This window comes from Nocardia sp. Tas62D01 (assembly GCF_055232035.1).
Genome location: NZ_JBUYUZ010000001.1, coordinates 7,809,478 through 7,833,890, shown reverse-complemented (window position 1 = coordinate 7,833,890; position 24,413 = coordinate 7,809,478). Strand labels below are relative to the sequence as shown.

Below are 24,413 nucleotides of genomic sequence, written 5' to 3'. Positions count from 1 at the left end.
CGACGCATTCCCCCGCCACAGCGCGGATGCCCCGTCGAGCACACAACCGCCTGGCCGAAATCACCGACGCCTACGACACACTCGTCGCGGAGGTGCTCGGCGGCAAGCGCCGACTCCCCCGCGCCTCAGTAGCCACCCTCCGCCAGACCGAATGACCCGCGAGCCGCCGACCGATCACCCCGCCGACCGATCACCCCGCCGATCGGTCACCCGGCAGGGTCAGTCGCTGCCGACGTCACCGGTCTCCCATGCGCCGCCTCGATATCGTGGCCGTGTCGTAGCCGTGCCTGCTGAACAGCTCGAAAGAGCCTCCATTGGTTCCCGACAGCGCGGCAGTAGACCGCGGACGGGGCGAGTCAATAGCCCTGATCGGCCGCCCAGACACTTGCATCTGGAACAGTTGTTACCCCACAATAGTTGTGTGAATACAACCGTTGGGGAGCTGACGCCGCGGCGGAAGCTGCTCGTGCTGGCCACCTGCTGTTTGAGCCTGCTGATCGTGTCGATGGACTCGACCATCGTGAACGTGGCGATTCCGGCGATCCGCGACGATCTGCACGCGCCGCTGCCGCGGTTGCAGTGGATCATCGATATCTACACGCTCACGCTTGCGAGCTTGCTGATGCTGTCGGGGGCTGCGGCGGATCGATACGGGCGGCGGCGGGTGTTCCGGATCGGGCTGGTGATCTTCGCGGTCGGGTCGCTGTTGTGCAGCCTTGCGCCCACCATCGAGACGCTGATCGGGGCGCGGTTCCTGCAGGCCGTCGGCGGTTCGATGCTCAATCCGGTGGCCATGTCGATCATTACCCAGGTTTTCACCGGGAAGGTGGAACGTGCTCGTGCGGTGGGCATTTGGGCTGCGGTGGTCGGCATCTCGATGGCACTGGGACCGATGGTCGGCGGCGGACTGATCGATCTGCTCGGCTGGCGATCGGTGTTCTGGATCAATCTGCCGATCTGCCTGCTCGCCGTGGTTCTCACGACTATCTTTGTGCCGGAATCGAAGTCGGCCACGGTGCGCGGCATAGACCCCATCGGCCAGGTGCTGGCCATCATCTTCCTCTTCACGCTGGTATTCGGACTCATCGAACAGATCCCCGCGGTCTTCGTGGCGTCGGCCGTCGCCTTCGCGGCGTTCCTCCGGCACGAATCACGACGCACCGACCCGTTCATCGAGCTGCGGTTCTTCCGTAGCGTGCCGTTCGCCTCCGCCACGGTGATCGCAGTGTTCGCATTTGCCGCGCTCGGCGCGTTCCTGTTCACCTGCTCGCTGTATCTGCAGACGGTGCGGGACTATTCGGCCGTGCACACCGGCTTGCTGTATATGGCGATGGCGGTCGCGATGCTGATCTGCTCGCTACTATCCGGGCGGCTAATCGGCCGCTACGGCACCCGGCCGTCGCTGGTCTCGGGAGGTGTGGCGATGACCCTCGCCGCGGTGCTGCTCACCCGCTTGGACCCGAATACCCCGGTGTGGCTGCTGATCTGCGTCTTCGCGATCTTCGGGATCGGGTTCGGCATGGTCAACGCGCCGATCACCACGGCGGCGGTCAGCGGCATGCCGCTGGATCGCGCGGGTGCCGCCGCCGCGGTCGCCTCGACCAGCAGGCAAGTGGGCGTGACCATCGGCGTCGCCCTCTGCGGCGCGCTGACCGTGGCCGGCCTCTGGTGGCTGATCGCGGGGTTCACCGTGTGCATCGCCATACTGGGTATTGTCGCCAATACCCAGTGGGCCGAACGGTCCCGCGAACGCGTCGCCCCGATGATCGAACAGAAGGTCCCATCTCATGTCGGATGACGCCCCCACCGCAGACGCGGTATGGACCCTGCTCGCCAACCTGGTGGTGGACACCCGTGACCCGTGGAAGCGCGCGGCGGCCGAGCGAACAGGGCTGCCGTTCAGCCGGATTCGCATTCTGCGCCGCCTACGCCCCGGCCCGCTGACGCTCAGCCAGATCGCGCATGCCGCGGCCATGGATGCACCCGCCACCACGGTGGCGGTCAACAATCTCGAGGAACTCGGCCTGGTCAGCCGGGAGGTGGACCCGACCAATCGCCGACGCAAGCAGGTCTCTATCACGCTGAAAGGCCGTGCCGTACTGGCCCAAGCGATGGCGACCCCGGACCCCGCCCCTGCCGCGATCGCCGCGCTACTCCCGAGCGAGCTGCGGGAACTGCGCGATCTGCTCCGAAAGATCGAGCGCTGAGCGATGACGCCCAGTACACGATCGCGACCGACTGGACCACCGCACTGGCGACCCTCGGTCACCCGAACGGGAAGTAGCGGGCTTCACGCCAGGGCTTCCCAGCTCAGCGACGAAAACCCAGCAGACTCACCAGGTTGTCGAGCTGCAGCTCGAACATCTCGGACCGATCGGCGAAGGTGTCGCGGCCGTACATATCGAACACATCGAAGCTCACCGCGCCGAACAGCGCACTCCACACGGTGACGCCGCGGGAGACCAGCCAGTCCGGCACATCGAGATCGAATTCGTCGCGAACTTGCGCGAAGTTCTCTGCGAGCGCCGCGGATGCAGTGACAGGCTCGGACGGCTCGGTAAGCAATCCGGCGCGGTGTGCCTGCCCGTAGATCTGCTGTAGCGCAGCGATCACCCGGACCCCCGGGGCAATGGTCTGGTCGGCGGGTGCGTCGTATCCCGGCACGGGGGTGCCGAAAAGTAGCCCATACCAGGACGGTTCGGCCAAGGCCCACTCTCGCACCGCTCGCCCGAGCACCCGTAGGCGCTGCTCCGGGTCGTCAGCGGGCACCTTCGCCAGCGCGGCGTCCACCGCATCACCCAGCGCGTTGTACCCATCGACCACGAGCAGCGTGAGCAATTCATCGCGACTGCGCACGTAGCGATACACGGCCGACGAGACGACGCCGAGATCGCGTGCCACCGCGCGCAACGACAGCGCGGCGGCGCCGTCGGTCGCCAAATGTTCGCGGCCGATGCGAACGATGTCGGCCATGGTCTGCGCGCGGGCGCGAGCACGTGGAGTAGTCGGCATAGTGCCACCTTGCATTTTTCAGAGAGCGATGTCAACAACTGAGAGCACTGCTCTTGAAAGGTGGCGCCGCCGATTTCGGCAAGGCGGCCGTCCGAGTGGAGCTGTTGCGCGCTCGCGACACGCACGTCACCCCGACGGTCAGCGTCGCCGCCGCGGATTTCCTCGGTCCCTATGTCCGCGCCGCGGTGGCCGGCGAGCAAATGTTCGCCCCGATCCTGACCGGCAAGCGGGTGCAGGCGCTCGGCAAGATCGATCTCCTCCATTCGTTCACCTACGTTCTGGACCTCGCGGCCGCGATGATCCGCGCGGGCGCCCACGAAGCCGTCTGGAACACCGTCCTGCACGCCCCGACTGCGTGGCCGATCACGCAGCGTCAACTCATCGACGCGGTCGCGGGCGCGGCGGGCGTCTCCGCCAAGGTATTCGCCACGCCCGTGCCGGTAATGCGCGTACTGGGCTTGACCAACGAGTTGATGCGCGAACTCGCCGAGATCAGTTACCAGTTCACCCGGCCCTTCGTCCTGGACTCGACCGACAGCGAGCACCGGCTCGACCTACGTCCCACATCCCTCGACGAGGCCGTCGCAACCACCGTCGCCTGGTGGAAAACCCAGCTCTGACGCCCACTATGGGCGCAACCCTACTCGGTAGTAGTGTTAGCGCTGTCACTGGCGACACTGATCGAGGAGCACCACCATGACCCAACGGGAGACGGATTTCGACGTTCTCATCGTCGGTTCCGGGTTCGGCGGCAGCGTGACCGCCCTCCGGCTGGTCGAGAAGGGCTACAAGGTCGGTGTGCTCGAGGCTGGTCCGCGCTACGCCGATGACGAACTGCCCGAGACCAGCTGGGACCTGCGGAAATTCCTCTGGGCGCCGAAGCTCGGCTGCTACGGCATCCAGCGCATCCACCCGCTGCGCAATGTCCTCATCCTCGGTGGCGCCGGTGTCGGCGGCGGCTCGCTGAATTACGCCAACACGCTCTACGTGCCGCCGGAGCCGTTTTTCCAGGACCAGCAGTGGCGCGACATCACCGATTGGCGCGCGGAACTGACGCCGTATTACGAGCGCGCGCAGAAAATGCTCGGCGTGGTGCGCAACCCGCACATGACTCCGGCCGACGAGGTGTTCAAGAAGGTCGCCGACGATATGGGCGTCGGCGACACCTTCGTGCAGACCCCGGTCGGCGTGTTCTTCGGCGAACCGGGAAAGACGGTGGCGGACCCGTACTTCGGCGGTGTCGGCCCGGACCGCACCGGCTGCCTCGAATGCGGTGAATGCATGACCGGCTGCCGCCACGGCGCCAAGAACACGCTGGTTAAGAACTACCTGTACCTCGCGGAAAAGGCGGGCGCGCAGGTGATTCCGATGACAACGGTCACCGAACTTCGGCCGCTGCCCGACGGCACCTGGGACATATCGACCGAACGCACCGGCGCCTGGGTGCGCAAGCGTCCGGTGACCTACACCGCCGGGCAGGTCGTCCTCGCCGCGGGCACGCTCGGTACCCAGAAGCTGCTGCACGCCATGCGCGACAAGGGGATGCTGCCCGAATTGTCGGACCGGCTGGGCGAACTCACCCGCACCAACTCGGAATCCATCGTCGGCGCCGCGACCAAGAAGGTCACCCCGGGTATCGATTTCACCCGCGGTGTGGCGATCACCTCGTCCATCCACCCGACCCACGACACCCACATCGAACCGGTCCGCTATGGCAAGGGCTCGAATGTGATGGGCCTGTTGCAGACACTGATGGTCGACGGCGGCGGGCGGGTGCCGCGCTGGCTGCGGTTCCTGGGAACGGTGCTGCGCCACCCGCTCACGCTGCTGAGCTTCCTCAGCGTGCGGAATTGGAGCGAGCGCACGATCATCACGCTGGTGATGCAGCACCTGGACAACTCCATCACCACCTACACAAAGCGCGGCGTCTTCGGCCGCAAACTCACCAGCAAGCAGGGTCACGGCGAACCCAACCCGACCTGGATCCCCGCGGGCAATGAAGTGACCCGCAGGGTCGCCGACGAGATCGGCGGCGTCGCGGGCGGCAGTTGGGGCGAGATCTTCAATATCCCGCTGACCGCGCACTTCCTGGGCGGCGCGCCCATCGGCGCCGACCGCGAAGCCGGCGTGATCGACGCCTACCACCGGGTGTACGGATATCCGACCCTCAGCGTGGTGGACGGCGCGGCCGTGTCGGCGAACCTCGGCGTGAACCCGTCCCTGACGATCACCGCCCAGGCCGAGCGATCCGCCGCGTACTGGCCGAACAAGGGCCAGCAGGACCAGCGCCCCGCGCAAGGCGCCGCCTACCAACGGATTTCGCCGATCGCGCCCAAGAACCCGGTGGTGCCCGCCGCAGCGCCTGCCGCGCTGGTGCTGCCGATCGTCGAAATCCGCAACTCGGCCGAGGATACTCCCGCCGCGGGGTGAAGCCGCATTGGCGCCGTCAATCGATGAGGTCGGGCAACTATTAGCATCGCCAGCGGAAGGAATCCTCTCCGAGAGTTATGGCGAGCCGACCGGCACGCCGACCACCTCGTCGACAGATTCCGGTCTGCGGGCGAAGTGCTGGGCGAGGATGGCGCAGGTGATCAATTGGATCTGGTGAAAGATCATGAGCGGCAGCACGATCAGCCCGACCGGCCGCCCGGCGAAGAGCACCGCCGCCATCGATAGTCCGGCCGCGAGGCCCTTCTTCGATCCGCAGAAGACCAACACGATCCGGTCGGGCACCGAGAAGCCCGCGACCTTGCCGACCGCTGCGGTCATGGCGAGGACCGCGGCGAGCAGACCGGCGCAGACCGCCGCGGCGGCGAGCACGCGCCATATCGACAGTTGACCCCAGATGTGTTCGGCCATACCGGCGCTGAACGCCGAATAGACCACGAGGAGCACCGACCCCCGATCGACCACCCTGAGTAACGCGGGCCGCCGCAGCAGCCATCGAAGGCGGGGTCGCAGTAGTTGGCCGACCAGGAACGGCAGCAGGAGTTGGACCATGATGACCAGCACCGCCGACGGCTTGACCTCAGCCGTACCGGTGGTGTTCATCAGCAACACCACCAGCAGCGGCGTCGCGAAGACGCCGACGAGGTTCGACAGCGAGGCGCTGACGACGGCGCCCGCGACATTGCCTCGGGCGATCGAGGTGAAGGCGATCGACGATTGCACCGTGGAGGGCACCAGGCACATGAACAGCACACCGGTATAGAGGTCATTGGTCAGCACGGAGGGAACCAGCATCCGCAGCGCCAGCCCGATGAGCGGAAACACGATGAACGTGACGCTGAGCACCACGGCGTGCAACCGCCAATGCCGCAGTCCCGCGATTGCTTCCCGCGGCTCCAGCCGAGCGCCGTAGAGCACGAACAGCAGGCCGATCGCGATCTTCGTACCCTGGTCCACTACCGCCGCCATCGTGCCCTGGGCCGGAAAGACGCTGGCCAAAACCGCGCATCCGACGATCCCCAGCACGAACCCGTCGATGTAGATCTTGTTGAGGTACTTCACGCTGATCACGCTACGGACCGGCTATTGATCGCGATAGGCGCTCAATCAGATATATGAAAACCGTATGTGTGATAAATTGAGGCGTGCTCGACCCAGAACTGCTGCGCACCTTCCTCGCCGTCGAACGGGCGGGCGGATTCACGGCCGCGGGCAAGGTCCTCGGCCTGCGGCAGTCCACGATCAGCGGGCACATCGCCAGGCTCGAGAAGGCGACCGGGCGGGTGCTGCTGCGCCGCGATACCCGAAACCTCGCGCTCACCGCCGACGGCGTCGCGATGGTCGGCTTCGCCCGCACCATCCTCGCCGCGCACGGTCAGGCCGAGCTGTACTTTCGCAGTTCGACCCTCACCGGCCTGCTCCGGTTCGGTGCGTCCGACGATCTGGTAGCCAGCGAACTCCCCGACGTCCTGCTGGAATTCCGGCGCACCCATCCCGGCGTCGATCTCGAATTGACCGTCGGGCTCAGCGAGACACTGAAGACTCGCATGGAGTCCGGCGAGTTGGATCTGGTGTTCGGCAAACGCATACCCGGCGAACGACACGGCGAATTGATCTGGCGTGACCGTCTGGTGTTCGCGGGCCCGCCCGGCGCCACGGGGCCGGATGACCCGGTTCCGCTGGTGACCTACCCGGAGCCCAGCCTCGCCCGGCGCATCGTGCTGCGGGCATTGGAGCGCGAGGGCCGGGTCTGGCGCACCACCTGCGTCAGCGACAGCCAACTCGGCCTGCGCGCCGCCGCGCTCGCTGGGCTCGGCTACGCCATTCACGCCGAAAGCCTGCTGCCCGACGGCCTCGTCAAGATCGACGACCCGCGCCTGCCCGACCTCGGCGACCTGGAATTCGTCCTGATGCATCGCCGGACGCACCTCACCCGCCCGGAACAGGCCTTGCGCGACGCCATCACCGCCAATGCCCATCGCCTGCACGGACTTTGACCCGCCCGTCAGCCGACGATCCCCGCGGAGCCCTGCTCGGCACAGCCGCCCTGGCGGGGGCGCTGTACGCCTCGGGAATCACAACACAGACTCCGCACATGTATTACCGCGCCGCGGTGCGCTCGATGTCGATGAGTTGGCACAACTTCTTCTACGCGGCGTTCGATCCCGATGCGATACCGGCAAGCGTGCGCTGGGCCACGGTTATCGTCGCGGTGGCGTGCTGCCTGGCCGCCGCGCTCGCTCGCGGCACTCGTGAAGAAGATTCCAGCGGCGCCACGCTATCCGCTGATGTCCTTCACATCGATACTCGCGGCGCCTGTCATTTTCGTGACCGGGAGCCCAGGGCGGAGTTTCCCGAATTCCCGCTGCCCTGTCCTACCTGCCGATGCCGAGCCCGGGGAGGCGCGGGACGTGCTAGGGCGCCGCATCGCGCGGATCGCCGCAACCCGCAGGAAACTCGAACACAAAACACCACATCGACTGGGCACAGATCGTCAGCCCAGACATAACCGCCGACCAGTGGGACGCCTGGGTCACCGCAGGGTGTGCGCGGACGGTGAGATCCGCCAGGCGCATACTCGGGCGGTGGCGTATGTACAGACTCCGTTGTCGGTGTTCAGCGTGCTCGATTCCTGGCAGTGGGATTGGTCGACGACGCTCGTGGTCGCGGTGTTGGGCGTCGGTTACTGGCGCGGCAATTCCGCCGCCGCGCGCGTTGGCAAGGGTGTGAGCGCGGCGCGGATGTCGTGCTTCCTTGGCGTCGGCCTCGGCACGTGGGTGCTGGCGACGATGAGTTTCGTTGGGGTGTACGCGGATACGCTGTTCTGGGTCCGGGCCCTCCAGGTGCTCATGCTCCTGTTGGTCGTGCCGTTCGGGTTGGCGCTCGGCAAGCCGGTCACGGTGCTGCGGAACGGCGGGGCGATCACTCGTCGAGAAAGGATCGACGCCGCGCTCGCGAGCCGGGTGGCCCGCCTGCTGACCTATCCGGCGGTCACCTCGCTCATCATGCTGGCCACGCCGTGGTTGCTGTATTTGACGCCTTGGTATCGCGCCGTGCTCGAGGACGAATCGGTGGACATGCTGACCCACATGGTGTTGGTCGTGGTCGGATTCGCCTACTTCTACTCCCGCGTTCAGGTCGATCCGGTGCCGCGTCGATACTCGCAGGTGATCTCGTTGGTCATCACCATCGCGGAGACCCTCGGCGACGGGGTGCTGGGCGTGGTGATCTGGCTGGGGCCGGCCATCGCCGCCGACTATTATGCCGCGCTCGGCCGCACGTGGGGGCCGTCGCCGAGTACCGATCAGACCATCGGCGCGGGAATCCTCTGGATAGTCGCCGATGTGCTCGGTTTACCCTTCCTGTTCGTGCTGATGCGGGCTTTCCGAGCCGACGAGCGGCGCGCCGGGGCCCGCATCGACGTCGAACTCGACGCTCTGCAAGCCGAATCCGGCACGCGCCCAGCGGATCTCGACGATCCGGCGGAGCCCAATCCGACTTCGACGCTGTGGTGGCAGAACGACCCGCAACTACAGGACCGTTTCCGGCGACAGCACTGACCACGCAGTCGTACTGCGGCGGCACCGGCTGGCTCCCACGCGTCGGTGGCTCCGGAGGCAAAGAAAGCACGATCAGCGCCTAGCCGATTCGTTTCATCGCCGCACCCTCCCGGTCTGCGCACGTCGGACACCGCCGCGGCGACGTACCGACTGTGGTCGGTTCGAACGTCTGAGCAACGTTGAAGCTACCAACACCGCAAGGACGGTTACCTGGTAAGTGCCTCGTTGATGAGGGGCCAGGAGTTGTGCAGGTCTTGCCACTGTTCGAGACCGCACTCGCGAAGTGATCGAGAAGAAGGTTTACTAAGCTAACTGTACAGTTGGCTTAATAAATAGTAGGCTTCAAATATGAGGACACAGCGGACCGAGCCGCCAGCAGAGCTGTCCGTCTTGGCGGGCGAACTCCGAGTCGCGCTCGGACAGCTCATGCGCAGGCTCCGCGAGCAGGTAGACGGCAGCGATCTCACGAGGTCGCAGACGTCGGTCCTCGGTCGCCTCGAGCGCGACGGTTCGGCGACAGCAACGGCCCTCGCTCGCGCCGAGGGTATTCGTCCGCAGTCGATGGCGAAGATCATCGACGCCCTCGTAGCGGCCGGACTAGTCAGCGGCTCCCCCGACCCGACCGACGGCCGGAAGACGATGCTGAGCGTCACCGACGCCGCGCGCGAGGAATTCCGCACCGGGCGGCGCGCGCGGGAGGACTGGCTGACCCACGCGATCGAAGCCACTCTCTCCGCCGACGAGATCAAGCAATTGTCCTCGAACACAGAGCTTTTGAAACGTCTGGCCCAGTCCTCCTGACCTGCCGTCGTCGCGACCGACCAATTGCGCCGAGTCGATCAGGCATGCGCCAGTAGGCGCCTGTCTTTATTCGCCCTGCCGATTTCACAGTGATCGGAGCCTTCTTCACCGAAAGGACATCAGCATGCCCATCACCACCCTCGATCCGAAAACCGCCCTCATCGTCGTCGATCTTCAGTGCGGCATCGTCGCTTTGCCACTCGCGCACCCGGTCACCGACATCGTCGAACGCTCGACATCGCTGCTCGAGGCGTTCCGCAGCCGCGGCCTGCCGGTCGTGCTCGTCAACGTGGCGGGGGCGCCGACGGGCCGCACCGACGCGGGAACCGGCGGCCACACCTTCCCCGAGAGCTGGACCGATCTGCTTCCGGAGTTGGAGCAGCAGCCCGACGACATCACCGTCACCAAGCACGCGCGCAGCGCCTTCACAGGAACCGGCCTGGCGCAACGCCTTCGGGAGCTCGGTGTGACCCAGGTGGTCGTCACCGGCATCGCCACCAGCAGTGGCGTCGAGTCGACGGCCAGGGACGCGCACGAGCAGGGCTTTCACGTAACCCTGCCGGTCGACGCCATGACCGATTCGGTCCTTGCCAGACACGAGCACAGCGTGAGGGAAATCTTCCCGCGCATCGCCGAGAAGGGCACCACTCAGGACGCCCTGGACGTCCTGACCAGCCGGTCATGATTACCGCGACCGACACGGCCACCACCCTCGACAAACCATTCGGTTGGCGATTCAGCAGTCCGCTGCTGCTCGGGTCGACCCTCAACCCCATCAACAGTGCGATGCTCGCCACCGGTCTGGTCGGTATCGGGTTGGACTTTCACAAGGGGCCGGGCACCACGGCGTCGCTCATCTCCGTGCTCTATCTCTCCAGCGCGATCATGCAGCCGACCATGGGCAAGCTGGCCACCATCTTCGGCGCCCGCCGCATCTTCGTCACCGGACTGGCCGTCCTACTCATCGCGGGCGTAATCGGTGCGACCGCACCGGCTTTCAATTTCCTGCTGCTCTCCCGGGCACTGATCGGTGTCGGCACATCGGCCGCCTATCCGTCCGCCATGGCGCTGGTGCGCAAGCGAGCGGACGAGATGAAAACCGGTGTGCCGAGCCGGGTCCTGGGAAACTTCTCCATTGCCTCCCAGGTCACCACCGTCATCGGCCTACCGCTCGGCGGCCTGCTTGCCGGAGTCTTCGGTTGGCGTGCAATCTTTTTCGTCAATGTGCCACTCGCCTTGGTCACTCTGATCTTCACGTTCATCGGCGTCGCGAAGGTCGGTCCGACAGCGAAGGCAGGCCGTGATTCTGTCGTCACGACGATCGACCTACCCGGCATCGCGCTGTTCGCCGGGACGATCACCAGCCTGCTGCTGTTCCTCTCCAGCCTGCGATCACCGAATTGGTGGTTGTTGCCCGCGGCCGTCGCGCTCGGCGCGGCCCTTATCGTCTGGGAACGACGCAGCCGCAGTCCCCTCGTCGACGTCCGCATGCTCGGCCGCAACCAGCAACTGCTGCGCACCTATCTGCGCCAGATGATCGTCGCGCTCGGCATCTACACGGCGCTCTACGGCACGACCCAGTGGATGGAGCAGAGCGCGCACTACACGGCATCCCAGGTGGGGTTGATCATGCTGCCGCTCTCGGCCATCAGTATCGTCGTCGCCCGGCTCGTCTCCGCACGCGGTTGGGTGCGCTGGCCCCTCAGCCTGAGCGCAATCTCGATGCTCCTGACCGGCGGGATCATGCTCTCGATCAGCCACACGTCTTCAGTGCTCATCCTGATCGGTATGTCGTTGCTCTTCGGTCTCGCCAACGGCTTCAGCGGCTTCGCCAACCAGGCGGCCCTCTATGTGCAGGCGCCGGCCGATAAGATCGCGATCGCCTCGGGGCTTTACCGGACGTTCGCCTACTTCGGCGCGATCTTCTCCTCCAGTCTCATCGGGATCGCCTTCGGATCCGCCGCGACCGACGCCGGATTCCATGTCGTCGCGTTCGTCATCGTCGGCATCGGCGTCGTCGTCCTGCTGATGGCCATCCTCGACAGGAAGATCCCCGCACTCGCGCACCAGTGAGTCGACAGCCGCCGCGCGCCTTCTTCGAGAAGGAAGTCGCACCGAACGTCGACAAATACATCGACCAGCACCATGTCGACCACGACCTGTGGCACAAGGCGGGCGAACTCGGCCCGCTCTGCCTGTCCATCCCCGGGGAATACGGCGGTGGCGGTGGCACTTTCGCGCACGAGGCAGTGCTGATCGAGCGTCACCGTCCCGCATGCGGACGTAGCGGCCTGCCGTCAGGACCACCCGCTGTCAGGACAGAATGGCGAGTACCGGGGGGCGCGGCGATGCCCGCTTTCTTCGGGAGATGACGCACTGTCCTGATCTCGGTCCGCACCTCCCCGTGCCGACGTGCGTGCTTTCGGTGCCTGGGCACCGAAAGCACGCACGAGATCGTGGTCAGTGGGCGTTCTTGGTGAACTCCGTGGTGAAGGTCTTGCTGAGATCGATTTGCTTGCCCTTCACAGTGGGGTCGAAGGAGTTCAGCACGTTGAGCACGGTCTGCGGGCCATCCGCCGGCATGATGCCGTCGGCGGTGAACATCGCCTTGCCCGCGTCGAGCGCCTTGCTGTAGTCGTCCTTGGAGATGTTCGCGTTGCTGGTGTAGTCCGCGGGCAACTTGTCGGCGATCTCGGCGCCGCTGTGGGTGCTGATCCACTTCAGGGTCTGCACGTAGGCGTTGGCCAGCTTCTGAGCCGCCGATTTGTGGTTGTTGACCCAGCTGGTGGTCATGTACAGGCAAGCGGCGGGGTAGGTGCCGCCGAGGGCGGCGCGGGCACCTTCTTCGGTGCGCATATCGATCAGGACCTTCGCGTCACCCTTCTTGAGCAGCGCAGTGATCGTCGGCTCCGTGGTCATGCCGCCCTGGATCTTGTTCTGTTCCATGGCCGCGATGAAGGTGGAGCCCGCCTCAACGCCCACCGAGGTGACCTGATCCGGGGAGAGCCCGGAGCGGACGGCCAGATACTTGGTGAGGAAGTTGGTCGACGAGCCCAGACCGGTCACGCCGACGCTCTTGCCCTTGAAGTCGGCAAAGGTGTGCACGTCGGTCGCCTGGGTGGACACCACTTCGACCTCGCCAGGCACCTGAGCCATCTGCACCACCGACTCGGTCGCCTTGCCCTTGCCCTGCAGGTCGATGTTGTGGTCATAGAAACCGACCACGCCGTCGACATTTCCGGCCAGCATCTGCGTTTCCGCGTCCACTCCTGCCGGTTCGTCGGACAGTTCGACCTGGAGGCCGTTCTTGGCGTAGAGGTCGAGTTGCTTGGCCAGGATGGCAGGCAGGTAGATCTGCTTGTTCATACCGCCGACCATGATCTTGACGTGATCCATGCCGTCGGCGCTTGGACCCGAACTGGACGAACCACCGCAGGCGGTGAGGGTGAGCGCGAGCAGCGCGACGGTCGCGCCGATCGTGACGGTCTTGACGGTCTTGACGGTCTTGACGGTCTTGACGGTCTTGATGGACATGATTCTCCTTGAAATGAGTGGGCGACCGGAGCGGTCAGGAGTTCGGGGTAGGTGAAGCGGTCACGCGGCCAGTTCCATGTCGGACAGCTGCGGGGGACGCCAGGCGAGCAGGCGTCGTTCCAGGCGGGTGATCACGGCCTCGGCGACCAGCGCGAGCACGGCCATGATCACCATCGCGGCGAACACGCCGTCGATGTTGAAGTTGCCCTGCGCCTGACGGACCAGCAGCCCGAGTCCCTTTTGGGCGCCGAGGAACTCCCCGACGATCGCGCCGATCAGCGCGAATCCGAAGCAGCTGTGCAGGCTGGCGATGATCCAGGTGAGGGCCGATGGCAGCACCACCTGCCAGGTGACCTGGGTCGGGCTGGCGCCGAGGATGCGTGCGTTCGCGATGAAGTTCCGGTCGACCTCACGGGTGCCCTGAAAGGCGTTGAAGAACACCACGAAGAAGACCAGCACCACGGCCAGGGCAACCTTGGAGGACAACCCGAGCCCGAGCACCACGACGAAAACCGAACCGAGCACGATACGGGGAATCGCGTTGAGCGCCTTGATGTAGGGCGCGAAAACCTCGGCCAGCAGCTGGATCCGACCCAGTGCGATGCCGGACACGACACCGAGCACAACGCCGATGGCGAAGCCGAGCAGCGCCTCCTGCAGGGTCACGCCGATCTGCTCCCACAGCGAACCCGCGTCGGTGCCCGACTTGGCCCATTGGGTGAGCTGGTCTACGATGCCGCTGGGGCTGCCGAAGAAGAAGCTATCGATCAGACCCCATCGGCTGGCCAACTCCCAGCCGCCGAAGATGAGGACGAACAATCCCACCTGGATTCCGTGGACGAGAATGCTGCGACGGCGGGCTGCCCGGCGGGACCGCTGACTCTCGGTGACGCTCGATCTTTCGGTGGCGTGGGACTTTACGATGGTGGACATGGATTCTCTCCCGGTCATTCGGTAAGGCTCGAGGTGCGGGCATAGGCGAGCTGGACCTCGTCGCGCAGCGACTCCCAGATCTGTTGGTACAGCTCGACAAACCGGGGATCGAACCGGATTTCCTGGACCGTGCGTGGGCGCGGCAGATCCACCTCGAAGGTGGCCTTGATCGTGCCCGGCCCCGCCGTCATCACAACCACCTTGTCCGCCAAGGCAATTGCCTCCTCCAGGTCGTGGGTGACGAATACGACCGAGGGACGGGTCTGCTCCCACAGATCGAGCAGTTCGTCGGACATGATCGACCTGGTCTGTACGTCCAGCGCACTGAAAGGCTCGTCCATCAACAGGATTCGCGGTTCGTTGATCAGGCTCTGCGCCAGTGCGACCCGCTTACGCATGCCGCCGGAGAGCTGGTGCGGGTGATGGTTCTCGAAGCCGGACAGGCCGACCCTGCGCAGCCAGTCCCGCCCCCTGGCGAACGCGTCGGCCTTGCTCTGCCCACGGAACAGTGGCCCTGCGGCGACATTGCCCAGCACGGTCTTCCACGGGAGCACGGCGTCGTTCTGGAACATGAAGCCGATACCGGGATTGATGCCACGCACCGGCTCCCCGTCGACGAGGACCTCACCCTCGGACGCCCGCTCGAGGCCGGACACCAGGGTCAGCGTGGTGGACTTGCCGCAGCCAGTGGGGCCGACCACCGCGCAGAACTCGCCGGGGCCGACGGTCAGGTCGAGGTCACGCAGGGCGGTGTACGCGCCGCCGTCCGGGGTGCGGAATCGTTTCGTAACAGACCGGAGTTCGATGGTCGCGGTGGCGTCGGCGCTCCGGTCGCCGACCTCGGTGCGCTGCTCAGTACTGATCATTGGTCCGCCTCGCGGTGCCTGAATGTGACGTGTTTCACAGGAGCGTAGATAGCGGCGAATGGCATGGAAACGCATGCGAGGGTTGTGCGACTAGCGGGCCTAACTGGGCATTGTGAGCCTTCTGTGCACGCCACGGCACTTCTCATCGAGGCCCGCGGTGATGCACACTTGAACTCCCCGCGGCGGCAATCAATGAAGAAGAGTTACGTGTGACACGCGGCGCGAAGCTGTCCACCCGGATCCTGGTGGGCCAGGTGACAATCCTCATCATCACGGTGGCAATCGGCTTCTTCCTGTACCGGCAACACACCAGGGATGTGCTGGACCGCCAGTACGAACAACGCGCGCTGGCCATCGCCGAGACCGTGGCAGCCATGCCCGCGATCAGCGCGGCGGTAGCCGCCGGGCAGGACCCCTCGGGCACTGTCCAGGCGCTCGCCGAACAGGTCCGGCAGAGCACCGATGACGTGAGCTACGTCGTGGTCATCACGAGCGATGGCACCCGGCTGTCGCACCCCAACTCCGCGTTGATCGGCAGAGTTGTCGAGGAACCGGTCATCGCGCTGGACGGCCGTCCGCACACCGGCCTCGACTGGGGCAGCCTCGGTCGCTCGGCCAACGGCAAGGCTCCGGTTCACGGGCCGGACGGCGCGATCATCGGCGAGGTGTCCGCGGGCATCCTCGAGGAACAGGTCGATCTCCAGTTCGCCCAGGACCTGCCCGCCGTCGGCCTCTACACCGCACTCGCACTCGCACTCGGCGCGTTCATGGCGCTCCTGCTTGCCCACCGACTCAAGCGGACGACCTTCGGACTGGAACTCCACGAGATCGCCGCCCTGCTGCAGGAACGCGAGGCCATGCTGCACGGCGTGCGGGAGGGCGTGGTCACCTTCGACCGAAACGGCCGGATCACGCTGATCAACGACGAGGCCCGCAGGCTGCTGGACGTGCACACCGGCGTGCTCGGGCAACGACTGGCCGAACTGCTGCCCGAGGGCAGGCTGCGCGAGGTGCTCTCCGGCGAGATCGAAGGGGCCGACCAGGTCGTGTTGACCGACGAGCGCAGCCTGGTCGTGAACCGGCTCGCGGTCAACCTCCGCGGCCGGGCGCTCGGCGCGGTGGCCACGTTGCGCGACCGCACCGAGATCGAGGATCTACTGCGCGAACTCACCAGCACCAGGGGTCTCACCGACGCGCTGCGGGCCCAGCAACACGAGTTCTCCAACCGGCTGCACACCCTGGCCGGTCTGCTCGAACTGGGCGACACCGTCGAGGCGCTCGCCTACCTCACCGACGTTTCGGGGCTGACCGACGATTTCGCCGAATCGGTCAGCGCGGTGATCGACAGCCGCGTGGTGGCCGCGCTGATCGTGGCCAAGGCGTCGGTGGCCGCCGAACGCGGGGTGACCCTCTTGCTCACCGAGGACTCCTGGCTGCCAGGACCGCTCGCTGACGCCAACGCCGTGGTGACCATTCTCGGCAACCTTATCGACAACGCGATCGACGCGGCCGCGCTGCTCGATCCGGAGTCGGCCCACGTCACCATCCGGCTGCGGCGCGACGACGGTCACCTCACCATCCGGGTCAGTGACACCGGTCCGGGGGTGCCCGCGGACGCCTCGATCTTCAAGGCCGGTTTCACCACGAAGGCCGCTCGTTCGGACGGCGGGCGAGGGCTCGGCCTTGCCATTGTGCGCCGCCAGGTAAGCCGATTGGGCGGCGAGATCAGCGTTACCGAGGGGCCCGGCCCCGCCTTCACGGTCGTGCTACCCGACCGTGAACCCACAACGATGTGGAGAGCCACACCATGATTCGCACCCTCATCATCGATGACGACTTCCGTGTCGCCCGTATCCACGCCGCCTATGTCGGCCGGGTCATCGGGTTCACCGTGGTCGGCCAGGCCCACAATGTGCACGACGCGGTTCGGGCGGCAGCCGATCTGCGACCCGATCTCGTGCTGCTCGACCTGTACCTGCCCGACGGGCACGGGCTGGACCTGGTCCACACCGTCACCGACGCCGCCCTGCAGCATCCGGACTTCATCGTCATCACGGCCGCACGGGACGCGCACAACATTCGGGGCGCGATGCAGCTCGGTGCCGTGCACTATCTGGTGAAACCCTTCGGCTTCACCAGATTGCGCGATCAGCTGACCGCGTACCGGGATCTTCACCAACGGATGCGCGACCTCGGCGAGGCCAGCCAGGAAGACGTCGACGCCCTCTATTCGGCGCTACGCACGCCCACCGGCCCCTCGTTGCCAAAGCGGCATTCGGCGCCGACCATGGCCTTGATCCTGGACGCCGTCCGCGACTCTCACCCCGATGTGTCGGCCACCGAGGTGGCGGCCATGGTCGGCATCAGCCGCCCCACCGCGCAGCGCTATCTGTCCCTGCTTGCCCAGCAGGGCGTCATCCAACTGCACCTGAGATACGGCGGCCTCGGTCGGCCCGAGCAGCGCTACCGGGCGCCCAGCTGACATTGCTCAGAAGTCCGCCAGACCGTGTCCGGGCGGGCCGCGTCGGCCGATGTTTCACTTTCAGCGGGGCCTGGTGGTCGTCGCACGTACCGAGAACGCCGAAATCCTGTGTCGCGCAACGGCACTCGCCGGGACCGACGCCGATGTGCTGCTGGTCGACGGCGTCCGCGATGCCGAAACGATCACCCTTGTCCGTCGAGTGATCGGAGATAAACCCTTGTTCAACCAGATTGCCGGTGGCCGTTCACCGCGGTGGTCGCTCGCCGACATCGCCGCGCTCGGTGTGGATGTGGCCATCTGGGCGCAGGTCATCACGATCCTGGGCTAGGCATTCGCGTGGGACCATGTCCCCACGCGGCGGTTCTTCCAGCAAGGCTGGAAATGTTCCCGCGCGACTACGAGAACATCCCCAGCTGGCTCCGTGCTGATGGGTAGCACGGCGAGGCAGCGATCGGCTGCCCGCCCGCTCAGGTGACGATGCGGAGTGGGTGTTCGAGCAGATCCCTGAGTTGCTGCAGGAAGGTGGCGGCGGTTGCGCCGTCTACCGCACGATGGTCGGCGGACAGGGTTACTCGCAGGATCTTGCGCGCGACGACCTGACCGTCGACAAGTTGCAGCTGGTCGCCGGCGGCGCCGACGGCGAGGATGGCGGCCTGGGGTGGGTTGATCACGGCGGCGAATTGCTCGATGCCGAACATGCCGAGGTTGGAGATCGTGAAGGTGCCGCCGGTCATCTCGTCCGCGCGGAGTTTGCGGGCGCGTGCCCGTTCCGCCTTGTCCCGGCTCTCGGCAGCGATCTGGGAAACGCTTTTGCGGTCGGCGTCGCGGATCACCGGAACTACCAGTCCGGCCGGAATCGCGACGGCTACCCCGAGGTGAACTCCGTTGTGCCGCAGCAGTTTGTCACCGGCGAAGGAAACGTTCACCGCGGGGTCGGCACGCAGCGTGGCGGCCACGGCCTTGATGATCAGGTCGTTGACGCTGACCTTCCCGGCATCGGCGATCCGCAGCGTTTCGTTGATGTCGGCCCGGAAGCCCAGCAGTTCGGTGACGTCGATCGCGCTCGTCAGATAGATATGCGGGGCTTGCTGTTTGCTCTCGGTCAGACGTTTGGCCGCCACCTGCTGGACGGTGGTCAGCGGCACTTCCTCGAAGTCCCCGGAGGTGGCAACAGCCGGGGCGGTTGCGGCCTCGGTGATCACGGGTTCGGTTGGGCGGTGGGCGGATTCCACATCCTGTCGGGTGATCCGACCGCCGGGGCCCGTCCCAGTGACGACGTCGAGATCTACACCCAATTCGCGCGCCACCTTGCGGGCAAGCGGAGACGACTTCGGGCGCTCACCCTGCGTCGCGGCAGTCGACGAAGTGCCCTGCGTGCGAACGACTTCGGCCGTCGACGGCGCAGTGCCCGTGGTCGATTCGACCTTTTCCGACGGCACAGTAACCGCCGGAACGGTCTTCGTGGATGCGCCGCTACCGTCACCGATCAGCGCGATCGGGTTACCGATCGATACCCTCGTCCCTGGCTCGGCCAAGATCTGTTCGAGCACGCCGTCGTCGTAGGCTTCGAGCTCCATCAGGGCTTTGTCGGTTTCGATCTCGGCGAGAATGTCGCCGCGAGTGACCTTGTCGCCGACCTGTTTGAGCCAGGCGACGACGACGCCTTCCTCCATCGTGTCGGAGAGCCGGGGCATGGTGATTTCTGGCATGTCGTGGTCCTCGGGTCTCAGCGGCGGCGGCCGACGGCGGCGAGCGTTTCCAACGCGGCCGTGTGCAGGGATTCGGCGGAAGGCAGCGCCGCCTGCTCCAGCGATTTGGCATATGGCAGCGGCACTTCCGCTGCGGCCACGCGCCGGACCGGCGCGTCCAGGTCGTCGAACGCGCCGTCGGAGATGGTTGCCGCGACTTCGGCGCCGATCCCGTAGGTCAGCCAATCATCTTCTGCCACAACGGCGCAGCCGGTCTTGCGCACCGAGGCCACGATGGTGTCCCGATCCAGGGGGCGCAGGCTGCGTAGATCGATCACTTCGGCCGAGATGCCGGATTCGGCATGCAGCCTCTCGGCGACCTGGGTGGCGATCGTCGCCATCCGCGAGTAGCCGATGAGGGTGATGTCGGATCCTTCGCGGGTCACGGCCGCCTTACCGATCTCGGCGGACGGAAGGTCTTCTGGCACTTCGCCTTTGGTGTTGTAGAGGGCGAGGTTCTCCAGGAAGAGCACCGGATCGTCGTCCTCGATCGCGGCCCGCAGCAGGGCGCGAGCGTCGGCCGGGGTGCTCGGGGCGACCACCTTGAGACCGGGCACGAACGCGTAATAGAGCTCGATGTTCTGCGAATGTGTCGCGCCCAGTTGCTGGCCGCCGCCGCCCGGGGTGCGGATGACCATCGGCACGCTGGTCTGCCCGCCGAACATGCCGTAGATCTTGGCGGCGTGATTGACGATCTGATCCAGCGCCAGCAGCGAGAAGTTGATCGTCATGATCTCCACGACCGGGCGCAGCCCGAGCATCGCGGCCCCGACGGCGGCGCCGACGAAACCCTCCTCGGCGATAGGAGTGTCGCGCACTCGCTTCTCACCGAATTCGGCGAGCAGTCCCGCGGTGATCTTGTACGAACCTTCGAAGACGCCGATCTCCTCCCCGATCAGGAAGACGTCCTCGTCGCGTCGCATTTCCTGGCGCAGAGTTTCGCGCAGCGCTTCGCGATAGGTGATGACAGGCACGGTTGTCCTTTCCGTTTCAGAAGAGCGTGCGGTCAGAAGAGTGGATCGGCGGGCAGCCTGCGGGACGCACCCGCCACCGGGGTGGCGTAGGTGTAGTCGAACAGGGTCGACGGATCCGGGTGCGGGCTCGCGTCGGCGAAGGCCACCGCCGCGTCGACCTGCTCCTCGACGGCCCGCTCGATATCCGCGGCACCGGATTCGTCCAGGACGCCTGCGTCGATCAGATCGCCGCGGAACCGCGCGATCGGGTCGGATTCGCGTGCGATTGCGGTGTCCTCGTCGCTGCGGTACTTCGCCGGGTCGACCACCGAGTGACCCTTGAGCCGGTAGCTCACCGTCTCCAGCATCGCTGGCTTACCATCGCGCCGCGCCGTTTCCATCAGCTCCCGAGCGATGTCGCGGACGGCGAGTACATCGGTGCCGTCGACCTGTTCGCCACGCATCCGGTACGCGGCCGCCCGCTTGTACAGGTCGGGTTCGGCGGACGACTTCTCGACCGTGGTACCCATACCGAGTTGGTTGTTGATAACGACGAACACCACCGGCAGATTCCACAACGCCGCGATGTTCAGCGACTCGTGGAATGCCCCGATATTCGTTGTGCCCTCGCCCATTTGGCACACCACCACGTCATCGTCACCGCGATAGTCGATGGCCAGGGCCGCGCCGACGGCGAGCGGCAGCTGCCCGCCGACGATGCCGTAGCCGCCGAGCAGGCGGGCCGCGGTGTCGAACATATGCATCGAACCGCCCCACCCCTTGGAGGTGCCGGTGGAGCGCCCGTACAGTTCGGCCATCACCCGGCCTGGCTCAATGCCTTTCGCGATGGCGTAGCCGTGTTCGCGATAGTTGGTGAACAGGTAGTCGGTGGGACGCATCGCCGCCCCGAGGCCGACGACGGTGGCCTCCTCGCCGAGATTGAGATGGCAGTAGCCGCCGATCTTGGCCTGGGCGTAGCCGTGGGCGGCGCGCTCTTCGAAGCGCCGGACGAACATCATGTCGCGCAGGTAGCCGCGCAGGGTGTCGAACTCCTCGACGGCGAATGCGGTGGGGGCTCGGTCGATTGTTTCGGTCACAGTGTCCTCTTCAGTGCTTCCGCGGCGCGATGTGCACGGGCAGGCCGAGCGCGGTCAGCGCGGCCTCCATCCCGATCTCGCCGAGGGTGGGGTGGGCGTGGATGGTGTCGGCGAGCTCGTCGAGGGTCGCTTCCAAGGTAATCGCCAGGGCTCCCTCGGTGATCAGATCGCTGGCCGACGGCCCGATGATGTGCACGCCGAGCACTTCCTGATGGCGTTGTCCGGCAACGATTTTGACGAATCCTTCGGTCTCGCCGAAGGTTTTGGCCCGGCCGAGCGCCGCGAACGGGAAGCGGGCGGTGACCACTTCGTGCCCCGCCGCGCGTGCCGCGGCTTCGGTCAGACCGACGCTGGCGATCTCCGGGTGGGTGAAGGTGGCCGCGGGGATGGCGGTGTAGTCGATGTGATTGTCATGTCCGGCAATGACATCGGCGGCAGCGAGGCCTTGATGCGAGGCGACGTGCGCGAGCAGCGCCCGGCCGGTGACGTCGCCGATCGCGTAGACGTGGTCGACGCCGGTGCGCAGCCGATCGTCCACCGGAATGAATCCCCGTTCGTCGGCGGCGATTCCGGCGCGATCGAGGCCGAGATCGGCGGTGTTGGGGCGGCGGCCGACGCCGACGAGGACCACATCGGCGTCGAGTTCACGGGCATGCTTGCCTGTCACGGCGACCCGCAGCGCCTCGCCTTTCGCGATCGAGGCGACCGTCGTTTCGGTCAGCACGGTGATGCCGTGTTTCGTGAAGGACCGACCGAGCGCCGCGCCGATGTCACTGTCTTCGGCGGGCACAAGGCGGTCCTGCATCTCCACGATGGTGACGTCGCTGCCGAAAGTGGCGAAGAGACTTGCCCATTCGGCGCCGACCGCGCTGCCGCCGACGATCACGATCCGGTCCGGGACGGTCGTCAGGCCGAACGCGCCGTCGGAGGTGATCACCCCGGGCAGGTCGGCTCCGGGAACGGGTAGGCGCGCGGGCACGGATCCGGTTGCGATGACGACGTCGCGCGCGCTGATCTGCCGGATAGGCGCCATGGGTGCGGCGGCGTAGCGCGGGCCTTCGGGTCCGACCGGGGATGGACCGACCTCATGCACCTCGACGGTGGTCGGTCCGGTGAAGCGGGCGTGCCCCTCGACGACGGTGACACCGTTGGCCGCGAGGAGCCCGGCGACACCGTCGGTGAGCTCCTTGACGATGCCGTCCTTGCGCTGGCGCACGGCAGGGAAGTCGAACCGCACATTGTCGGCGTACACGCCGTAACCCGCTGCGTCCCTGACCGTTTGGAGCACCTCCGCCGAACGCAGCATCGCCTTCGTTGGGATGCAGCCCCAGTTCAGGCACACTCCCCCTGGTCGTTCCTTCTCGACCAGGCCCACCGACAGGCCACGCTGGGCCGCGCGGATGGCGGCCACATAGCCGCCCGGCCCACCCCCGATCACCAGTAGATCGAATTCCGGCACTCGTGGCGCTCCTCAATCTCGAACGATTCCGACTACACCGCGATGGTGGCGTAGGTCATTTCGATTGAGTCTTATTGGCCCGGAATGCACATACAATGCCTTCAAAGCCCAGGAATCGGGCCGCGAAAATGGGCGCAGCGCCCAATCCATTCGGGTCAGTCGGTGCGGCCCGCGAGTTCGAGGGCCGAGAGTGCGAGCGAGAGTTCGAGGTAGGCCCGCTGCCCGTCCAGTGAGCGGCCGATCAGGCCGGAGAGACGCTGCAACCGGTTGAGCACCGTGTTGCGGTGGCAGTGCAACCCGATCGCTGCGTTGGCCGCCGAGCAATTCTCGGCGAGCCAGGCCGCGAGAGTCTGCAGCAGCACATCGCGTTCTCTGGGTGGTTGCTCCAGCACCGGGCCCAGGGTGCGGGCCAGCAACAGCTTCGTCAGATCGGGAGCACTCACGAGCAGTGCCTCAGGATAGCGTTCGTCCAGCGATACCAGGTCGGTCGCGTCGTTGGGCAGTGTGTCCAGGGCCGTCCGGGCGAGCGCGTGGGCGGTGTCCACCTGCGCGAGTCCTGGCACGGCGGGTGACGCGGCGGCCCGGCCTCGGGCCAACGGGCGTAAGAGCTGCAGCACGGTGGCGACGTCCCGATGCTCCAGCGAGACGAGTCCGATCATGCTGTCCACCCGGGTGTGCCAGACCGACCGGATCCCCAGCGCCGCTAGCACCGTCTCGGGTCCGGCCAGCGCAGCGCGACCGTCGGCTAGCACATCCGTCGCCACCACCACATAGGCGCCGTACGCGGGCAGCTCGAGCTCACGGGCCGCGCGGGCGGCAAACGTGGCATCGTGGGCGCGCCCGGCCAGCAGATCCTCGATCAGCGCGTGCCGACGTCGCTCGTCCCGCCGCACCTGCTCGAGCTCGGTATTGCGGTAGGACGTGGACAACGCCGAGGACAACCCGTCGATCACCGTCCACATCGCGGTGCCCGCCTCGCGGATCTCGTGTGGCTCGGAGCCGACGCTTTCGGCGTTGTCCAGCAACGCTTCCCACACAATCCGACCACCGAGCCGGAAGGTGCGCAGCATCGCTTCCAGCGGCACGCCCTGTTCGGCCCGATGCCTGCCGATCGCGGCAGCGACGTCATCGCGCTCGGGATCGGCCGCGGCGCCGCTCAACAGTTCCAGAATTCGAGTCAGGTAACGACGGCAACCATCACGCAGATCCGCACGCGGCACCGATGTGTAATCCGTCCACTCCGGATTGTCGGTGAAGATCGCCGCCAGCAGGCGACGGGTGAGCACCGGAACGTCGGCGCGACACACGTCGGCCAGCTTCCGTGTGCCCGCCGTGGAAAAAGCGGATCGAGGCGCTCCCATGCCGATCGACGCTACCGCCGAATCCGCAGGCATGCGGACGAGGGCGGCATCAGCGGGAATCGTAGCCAGCACCCCACCACCGCTACGGCCCGCGTTGTTGACAAGAATATCGATCGGCCCGTAACGACGACTACCGCGCGGAATCGGCCCGCTTCGATG

23 protein-coding genes and 1 pseudogene are annotated in these 24,413 nt (G+C 66.2%); 14 read left to right on the top strand and 10 right to left on the bottom strand.

Going from position 1 to position 24,413, the window contains the following annotated elements:
- Positions 1-26 precede the first annotated feature (26 nt).
- From ACV7NQ_RS37550 to ACV7NQ_RS37540, 3 genes are all read left to right on the top strand, one after another.
- Positions 27-155, top strand: coding sequence for a hypothetical protein (locus ACV7NQ_RS37550; RefSeq protein ID WP_463366135.1), 129 nt, complete (start codon positions 27-29; stop codon positions 153-155).
- A gap of 266 nt (positions 156-421) precedes the next feature.
- Positions 422-1,798, top strand: a complete 1,377-nt coding sequence (locus ACV7NQ_RS37545; RefSeq protein ID WP_463365973.1) for an MFS transporter — start codon at positions 422-424, stop codon at positions 1,796-1,798.
- The gene (locus ACV7NQ_RS37540) at positions 1,788-2,207 is read left to right on the top strand and encodes a MarR family winged helix-turn-helix transcriptional regulator (RefSeq protein WP_463363880.1); all 420 of its coding nucleotides are present in this window, start codon (positions 1,788-1,790) and stop codon (positions 2,205-2,207) included. Before ACV7NQ_RS37545 ends, ACV7NQ_RS37540 begins: the two co-directional genes overlap by 11 nt.
- A 103-nt stretch (positions 2,208-2,310) precedes the next feature.
- On the opposite strand, the gene ACV7NQ_RS37535 is transcribed toward ACV7NQ_RS37540, so the two are convergent.
- Positions 2,311-3,012, bottom strand: a complete 702-nt coding sequence (locus ACV7NQ_RS37535) for a TetR/AcrR family transcriptional regulator (RefSeq protein ID WP_463363879.1) — start codon at positions 3,010-3,012, stop codon at positions 2,311-2,313.
- A gap of 53 nt (positions 3,013-3,065) precedes the next feature.
- On the opposite strand from ACV7NQ_RS37535, the gene ACV7NQ_RS37530 reads away from it, so the two are divergent.
- Positions 3,066-3,632, top strand: a complete 567-nt coding sequence (locus ACV7NQ_RS37530; RefSeq protein ID WP_463363878.1) for a Rossmann-fold NAD(P)-binding domain-containing protein — start codon at positions 3,066-3,068, stop codon at positions 3,630-3,632.
- A 76-nt stretch (positions 3,633-3,708) separates the two neighbouring features.
- On the top strand, positions 3,709-5,442 hold the full coding sequence (locus ACV7NQ_RS37525; protein ID WP_463363877.1) for a GMC oxidoreductase: 1,734 nt from the start codon (positions 3,709-3,711) through the stop codon (positions 5,440-5,442).
- Between the two features lie 75 nt (positions 5,443-5,517).
- Here ACV7NQ_RS37525 and ACV7NQ_RS37520 read toward each other — a convergent pair whose 3' ends face one another.
- Positions 5,518-6,522, bottom strand: a complete 1,005-nt coding sequence (locus tag ACV7NQ_RS37520) for a bile acid:sodium symporter family protein (RefSeq protein ID WP_463363876.1) — start codon at positions 6,520-6,522, stop codon at positions 5,518-5,520.
- Between the two features lie 83 nt (positions 6,523-6,605).
- On the opposite strand from ACV7NQ_RS37520, the gene ACV7NQ_RS37515 reads away from it, so the two are divergent.
- The 6 genes and pseudogenes from ACV7NQ_RS37515 to ACV7NQ_RS37490 form a co-directional block, all read left to right on the top strand.
- Positions 6,606-7,457, top strand: coding sequence for a LysR family transcriptional regulator (locus ACV7NQ_RS37515; RefSeq protein WP_463363875.1), 852 nt, complete (start codon positions 6,606-6,608; stop codon positions 7,455-7,457).
- A gap of 588 nt (positions 7,458-8,045) precedes the next feature.
- Complete coding sequence (locus tag ACV7NQ_RS37510; RefSeq protein ID WP_463363874.1) at positions 8,046-9,020, top strand: cytochrome c oxidase assembly protein; 975 nt, start codon at positions 8,046-8,048, stop codon at positions 9,018-9,020.
- A gap of 348 nt (positions 9,021-9,368) precedes the next feature.
- Positions 9,369-9,821: a MarR family winged helix-turn-helix transcriptional regulator gene (locus ACV7NQ_RS37505; protein WP_463363873.1), complete on the top strand. Its 453-nt coding sequence runs from the start codon at positions 9,369-9,371 to the stop codon at positions 9,819-9,821.
- Positions 9,822-9,945: 124 nt separating this feature from the next.
- Positions 9,946-10,506: an isochorismatase family protein gene (locus ACV7NQ_RS37500; protein WP_463363872.1), complete on the top strand. Its 561-nt coding sequence runs from the start codon at positions 9,946-9,948 to the stop codon at positions 10,504-10,506.
- The gene (locus ACV7NQ_RS37495) at positions 10,503-11,894 is read left to right on the top strand and encodes an MFS transporter (protein ID WP_463363871.1); all 1,392 of its coding nucleotides are present in this window, start codon (positions 10,503-10,505) and stop codon (positions 11,892-11,894) included. Before ACV7NQ_RS37500 ends, ACV7NQ_RS37495 begins: the two co-directional genes overlap by 4 nt.
- Positions 11,891-12,097 (top strand): annotated as a pseudogene (locus ACV7NQ_RS37490) (acyl-CoA dehydrogenase family protein); the annotation flags it as partial. The gene ACV7NQ_RS37495 and the pseudogene ACV7NQ_RS37490, both read left to right, overlap by 4 nt.
- A 184-nt stretch (positions 12,098-12,281) precedes the next feature.
- On the opposite strand, the gene ACV7NQ_RS37485 reads toward ACV7NQ_RS37490, so the two are convergent.
- From ACV7NQ_RS37485 to ACV7NQ_RS37475, 3 genes are read right to left on the bottom strand one after another with little or no spacing between them, the layout of a single operon-like run.
- Positions 12,282-13,355: an ABC transporter substrate-binding protein gene (locus ACV7NQ_RS37485; RefSeq protein WP_463363870.1), complete on the bottom strand. Its 1,074-nt coding sequence runs from the start codon at positions 13,353-13,355 to the stop codon at positions 12,282-12,284.
- Positions 13,356-13,415: 60 nt separating this feature from the next.
- Positions 13,416-14,288, bottom strand: coding sequence for an ABC transporter permease (locus tag ACV7NQ_RS37480; RefSeq protein ID WP_463363869.1), 873 nt, complete (start codon positions 14,286-14,288; stop codon positions 13,416-13,418).
- 14 nt (positions 14,289-14,302) lie between these two features.
- Positions 14,303-15,154, bottom strand: a complete 852-nt coding sequence (locus tag ACV7NQ_RS37475; protein ID WP_463363868.1) for an ABC transporter ATP-binding protein — start codon at positions 15,152-15,154, stop codon at positions 14,303-14,305.
- A 209-nt stretch (positions 15,155-15,363) separates the two neighbouring features.
- On the opposite strand from ACV7NQ_RS37475, the gene ACV7NQ_RS37470 reads away from it, so the two are divergent.
- From ACV7NQ_RS37470 to ACV7NQ_RS37460, 3 genes are all read left to right on the top strand, one after another.
- On the top strand, positions 15,364-16,965 hold the full coding sequence (locus ACV7NQ_RS37470) for an ATP-binding protein (protein WP_463363867.1): 1,602 nt from the start codon (positions 15,364-15,366) through the stop codon (positions 16,963-16,965).
- Positions 16,962-17,636 carry a response regulator gene (locus ACV7NQ_RS37465; protein ID WP_463363866.1) on the top strand — a complete coding sequence of 225 codons (675 nt, stop codon included), beginning with the start codon at positions 16,962-16,964 and terminating at the stop codon, positions 17,634-17,636. The genes ACV7NQ_RS37470 and ACV7NQ_RS37465 overlap by 4 nt, the downstream gene beginning before the upstream one ends.
- Before the next feature lie 73 nt (positions 17,637-17,709).
- A complete protein-coding gene (locus ACV7NQ_RS37460) occupies positions 17,710-17,964 on the top strand; it encodes a hypothetical protein (RefSeq protein WP_463363865.1) in 255 nt (84 codons plus the stop codon).
- A 139-nt stretch (positions 17,965-18,103) separates the two neighbouring features.
- On the opposite strand, the gene ACV7NQ_RS37455 is transcribed toward ACV7NQ_RS37460, so the two are convergent.
- The 5 genes from ACV7NQ_RS37455 to ACV7NQ_RS37435 form a co-directional block, all read right to left on the bottom strand.
- Positions 18,104-19,345: a dihydrolipoamide acetyltransferase family protein gene (locus ACV7NQ_RS37455; protein WP_463363864.1), complete on the bottom strand. Its 1,242-nt coding sequence runs from the start codon at positions 19,343-19,345 to the stop codon at positions 18,104-18,106.
- A gap of 17 nt (positions 19,346-19,362) precedes the next feature.
- On the bottom strand, positions 19,363-20,349 hold the full coding sequence (locus ACV7NQ_RS37450) for an alpha-ketoacid dehydrogenase subunit beta (protein ID WP_463365972.1): 987 nt from the start codon (positions 20,347-20,349) through the stop codon (positions 19,363-19,365).
- A 41-nt stretch (positions 20,350-20,390) separates the two neighbouring features.
- The gene (pdhA, locus tag ACV7NQ_RS37445) at positions 20,391-21,434 is read right to left on the bottom strand and encodes a pyruvate dehydrogenase (acetyl-transferring) E1 component subunit alpha (protein ID WP_463363863.1); all 1,044 of its coding nucleotides are present in this window, start codon (positions 21,432-21,434) and stop codon (positions 20,391-20,393) included.
- A gap of 10 nt (positions 21,435-21,444) precedes the next feature.
- Positions 21,445-22,893, bottom strand: a complete 1,449-nt coding sequence (lpdA, locus tag ACV7NQ_RS37440; RefSeq protein WP_463363862.1) for a dihydrolipoyl dehydrogenase — start codon at positions 22,891-22,893, stop codon at positions 21,445-21,447.
- Between the two features lie 155 nt (positions 22,894-23,048).
- Positions 23,049-24,326: a PucR family transcriptional regulator gene (locus ACV7NQ_RS37435; RefSeq protein ID WP_463363861.1), complete on the bottom strand. Its 1,278-nt coding sequence runs from the start codon at positions 24,324-24,326 to the stop codon at positions 23,049-23,051.
- Between the last annotated feature and the right edge of the window lie 87 nt (positions 24,327-24,413).

What these genes read in the sequence shown, in the direction of transcription:
- ACV7NQ_RS37550 (WP_463366135.1), top strand. Translation starts at nt 27, where the DNA reads ATGCCCCGTCGAGCACACAACCGCCTGGCCGAAATCACCGACGCCTAC.
- ACV7NQ_RS37540 (WP_463363880.1), top strand. Translation starts at nt 1,788, where the DNA reads ATGTCGGATGACGCCCCCACCGCAGACGCGGTATGGACCCTGCTCGCC.
- ACV7NQ_RS37535 (WP_463363879.1), bottom strand. Translation starts at nt 3,012, where the DNA reads ATGCCGACTACTCCACGTGCTCGCGCCCGCGCGCAGACCATGGCCGAC.
- ACV7NQ_RS37525 (WP_463363877.1), top strand. Translation starts at nt 3,709, where the DNA reads ATGACCCAACGGGAGACGGATTTCGACGTTCTCATCGTCGGTTCCGGG.
- ACV7NQ_RS37505 (WP_463363873.1), top strand. Translation starts at nt 9,369, where the DNA reads ATGAGGACACAGCGGACCGAGCCGCCAGCAGAGCTGTCCGTCTTGGCG.
- ACV7NQ_RS37500 (WP_463363872.1), top strand. Translation starts at nt 9,946, where the DNA reads ATGCCCATCACCACCCTCGATCCGAAAACCGCCCTCATCGTCGTCGAT.
- ACV7NQ_RS37495 (WP_463363871.1), top strand. Translation starts at nt 10,503, where the DNA reads ATGATTACCGCGACCGACACGGCCACCACCCTCGACAAACCATTCGGT.
- ACV7NQ_RS37485 (WP_463363870.1), bottom strand. Translation starts at nt 13,355, where the DNA reads ATGTCCATCAAGACCGTCAAGACCGTCAAGACCGTCAAGACCGTCAAG.
- ACV7NQ_RS37480 (WP_463363869.1), bottom strand. Translation starts at nt 14,288, where the DNA reads ATGTCCACCATCGTAAAGTCCCACGCCACCGAAAGATCGAGCGTCACC.
- ACV7NQ_RS37475 (WP_463363868.1), bottom strand. Translation starts at nt 15,154, where the DNA reads ATGATCAGTACTGAGCAGCGCACCGAGGTCGGCGACCGGAGCGCCGAC.
- ACV7NQ_RS37465 (WP_463363866.1), top strand. Translation starts at nt 16,962, where the DNA reads ATGATTCGCACCCTCATCATCGATGACGACTTCCGTGTCGCCCGTATC.
- ACV7NQ_RS37455 (WP_463363864.1), bottom strand. Translation starts at nt 19,345, where the DNA reads ATGCCAGAAATCACCATGCCCCGGCTCTCCGACACGATGGAGGAAGGC.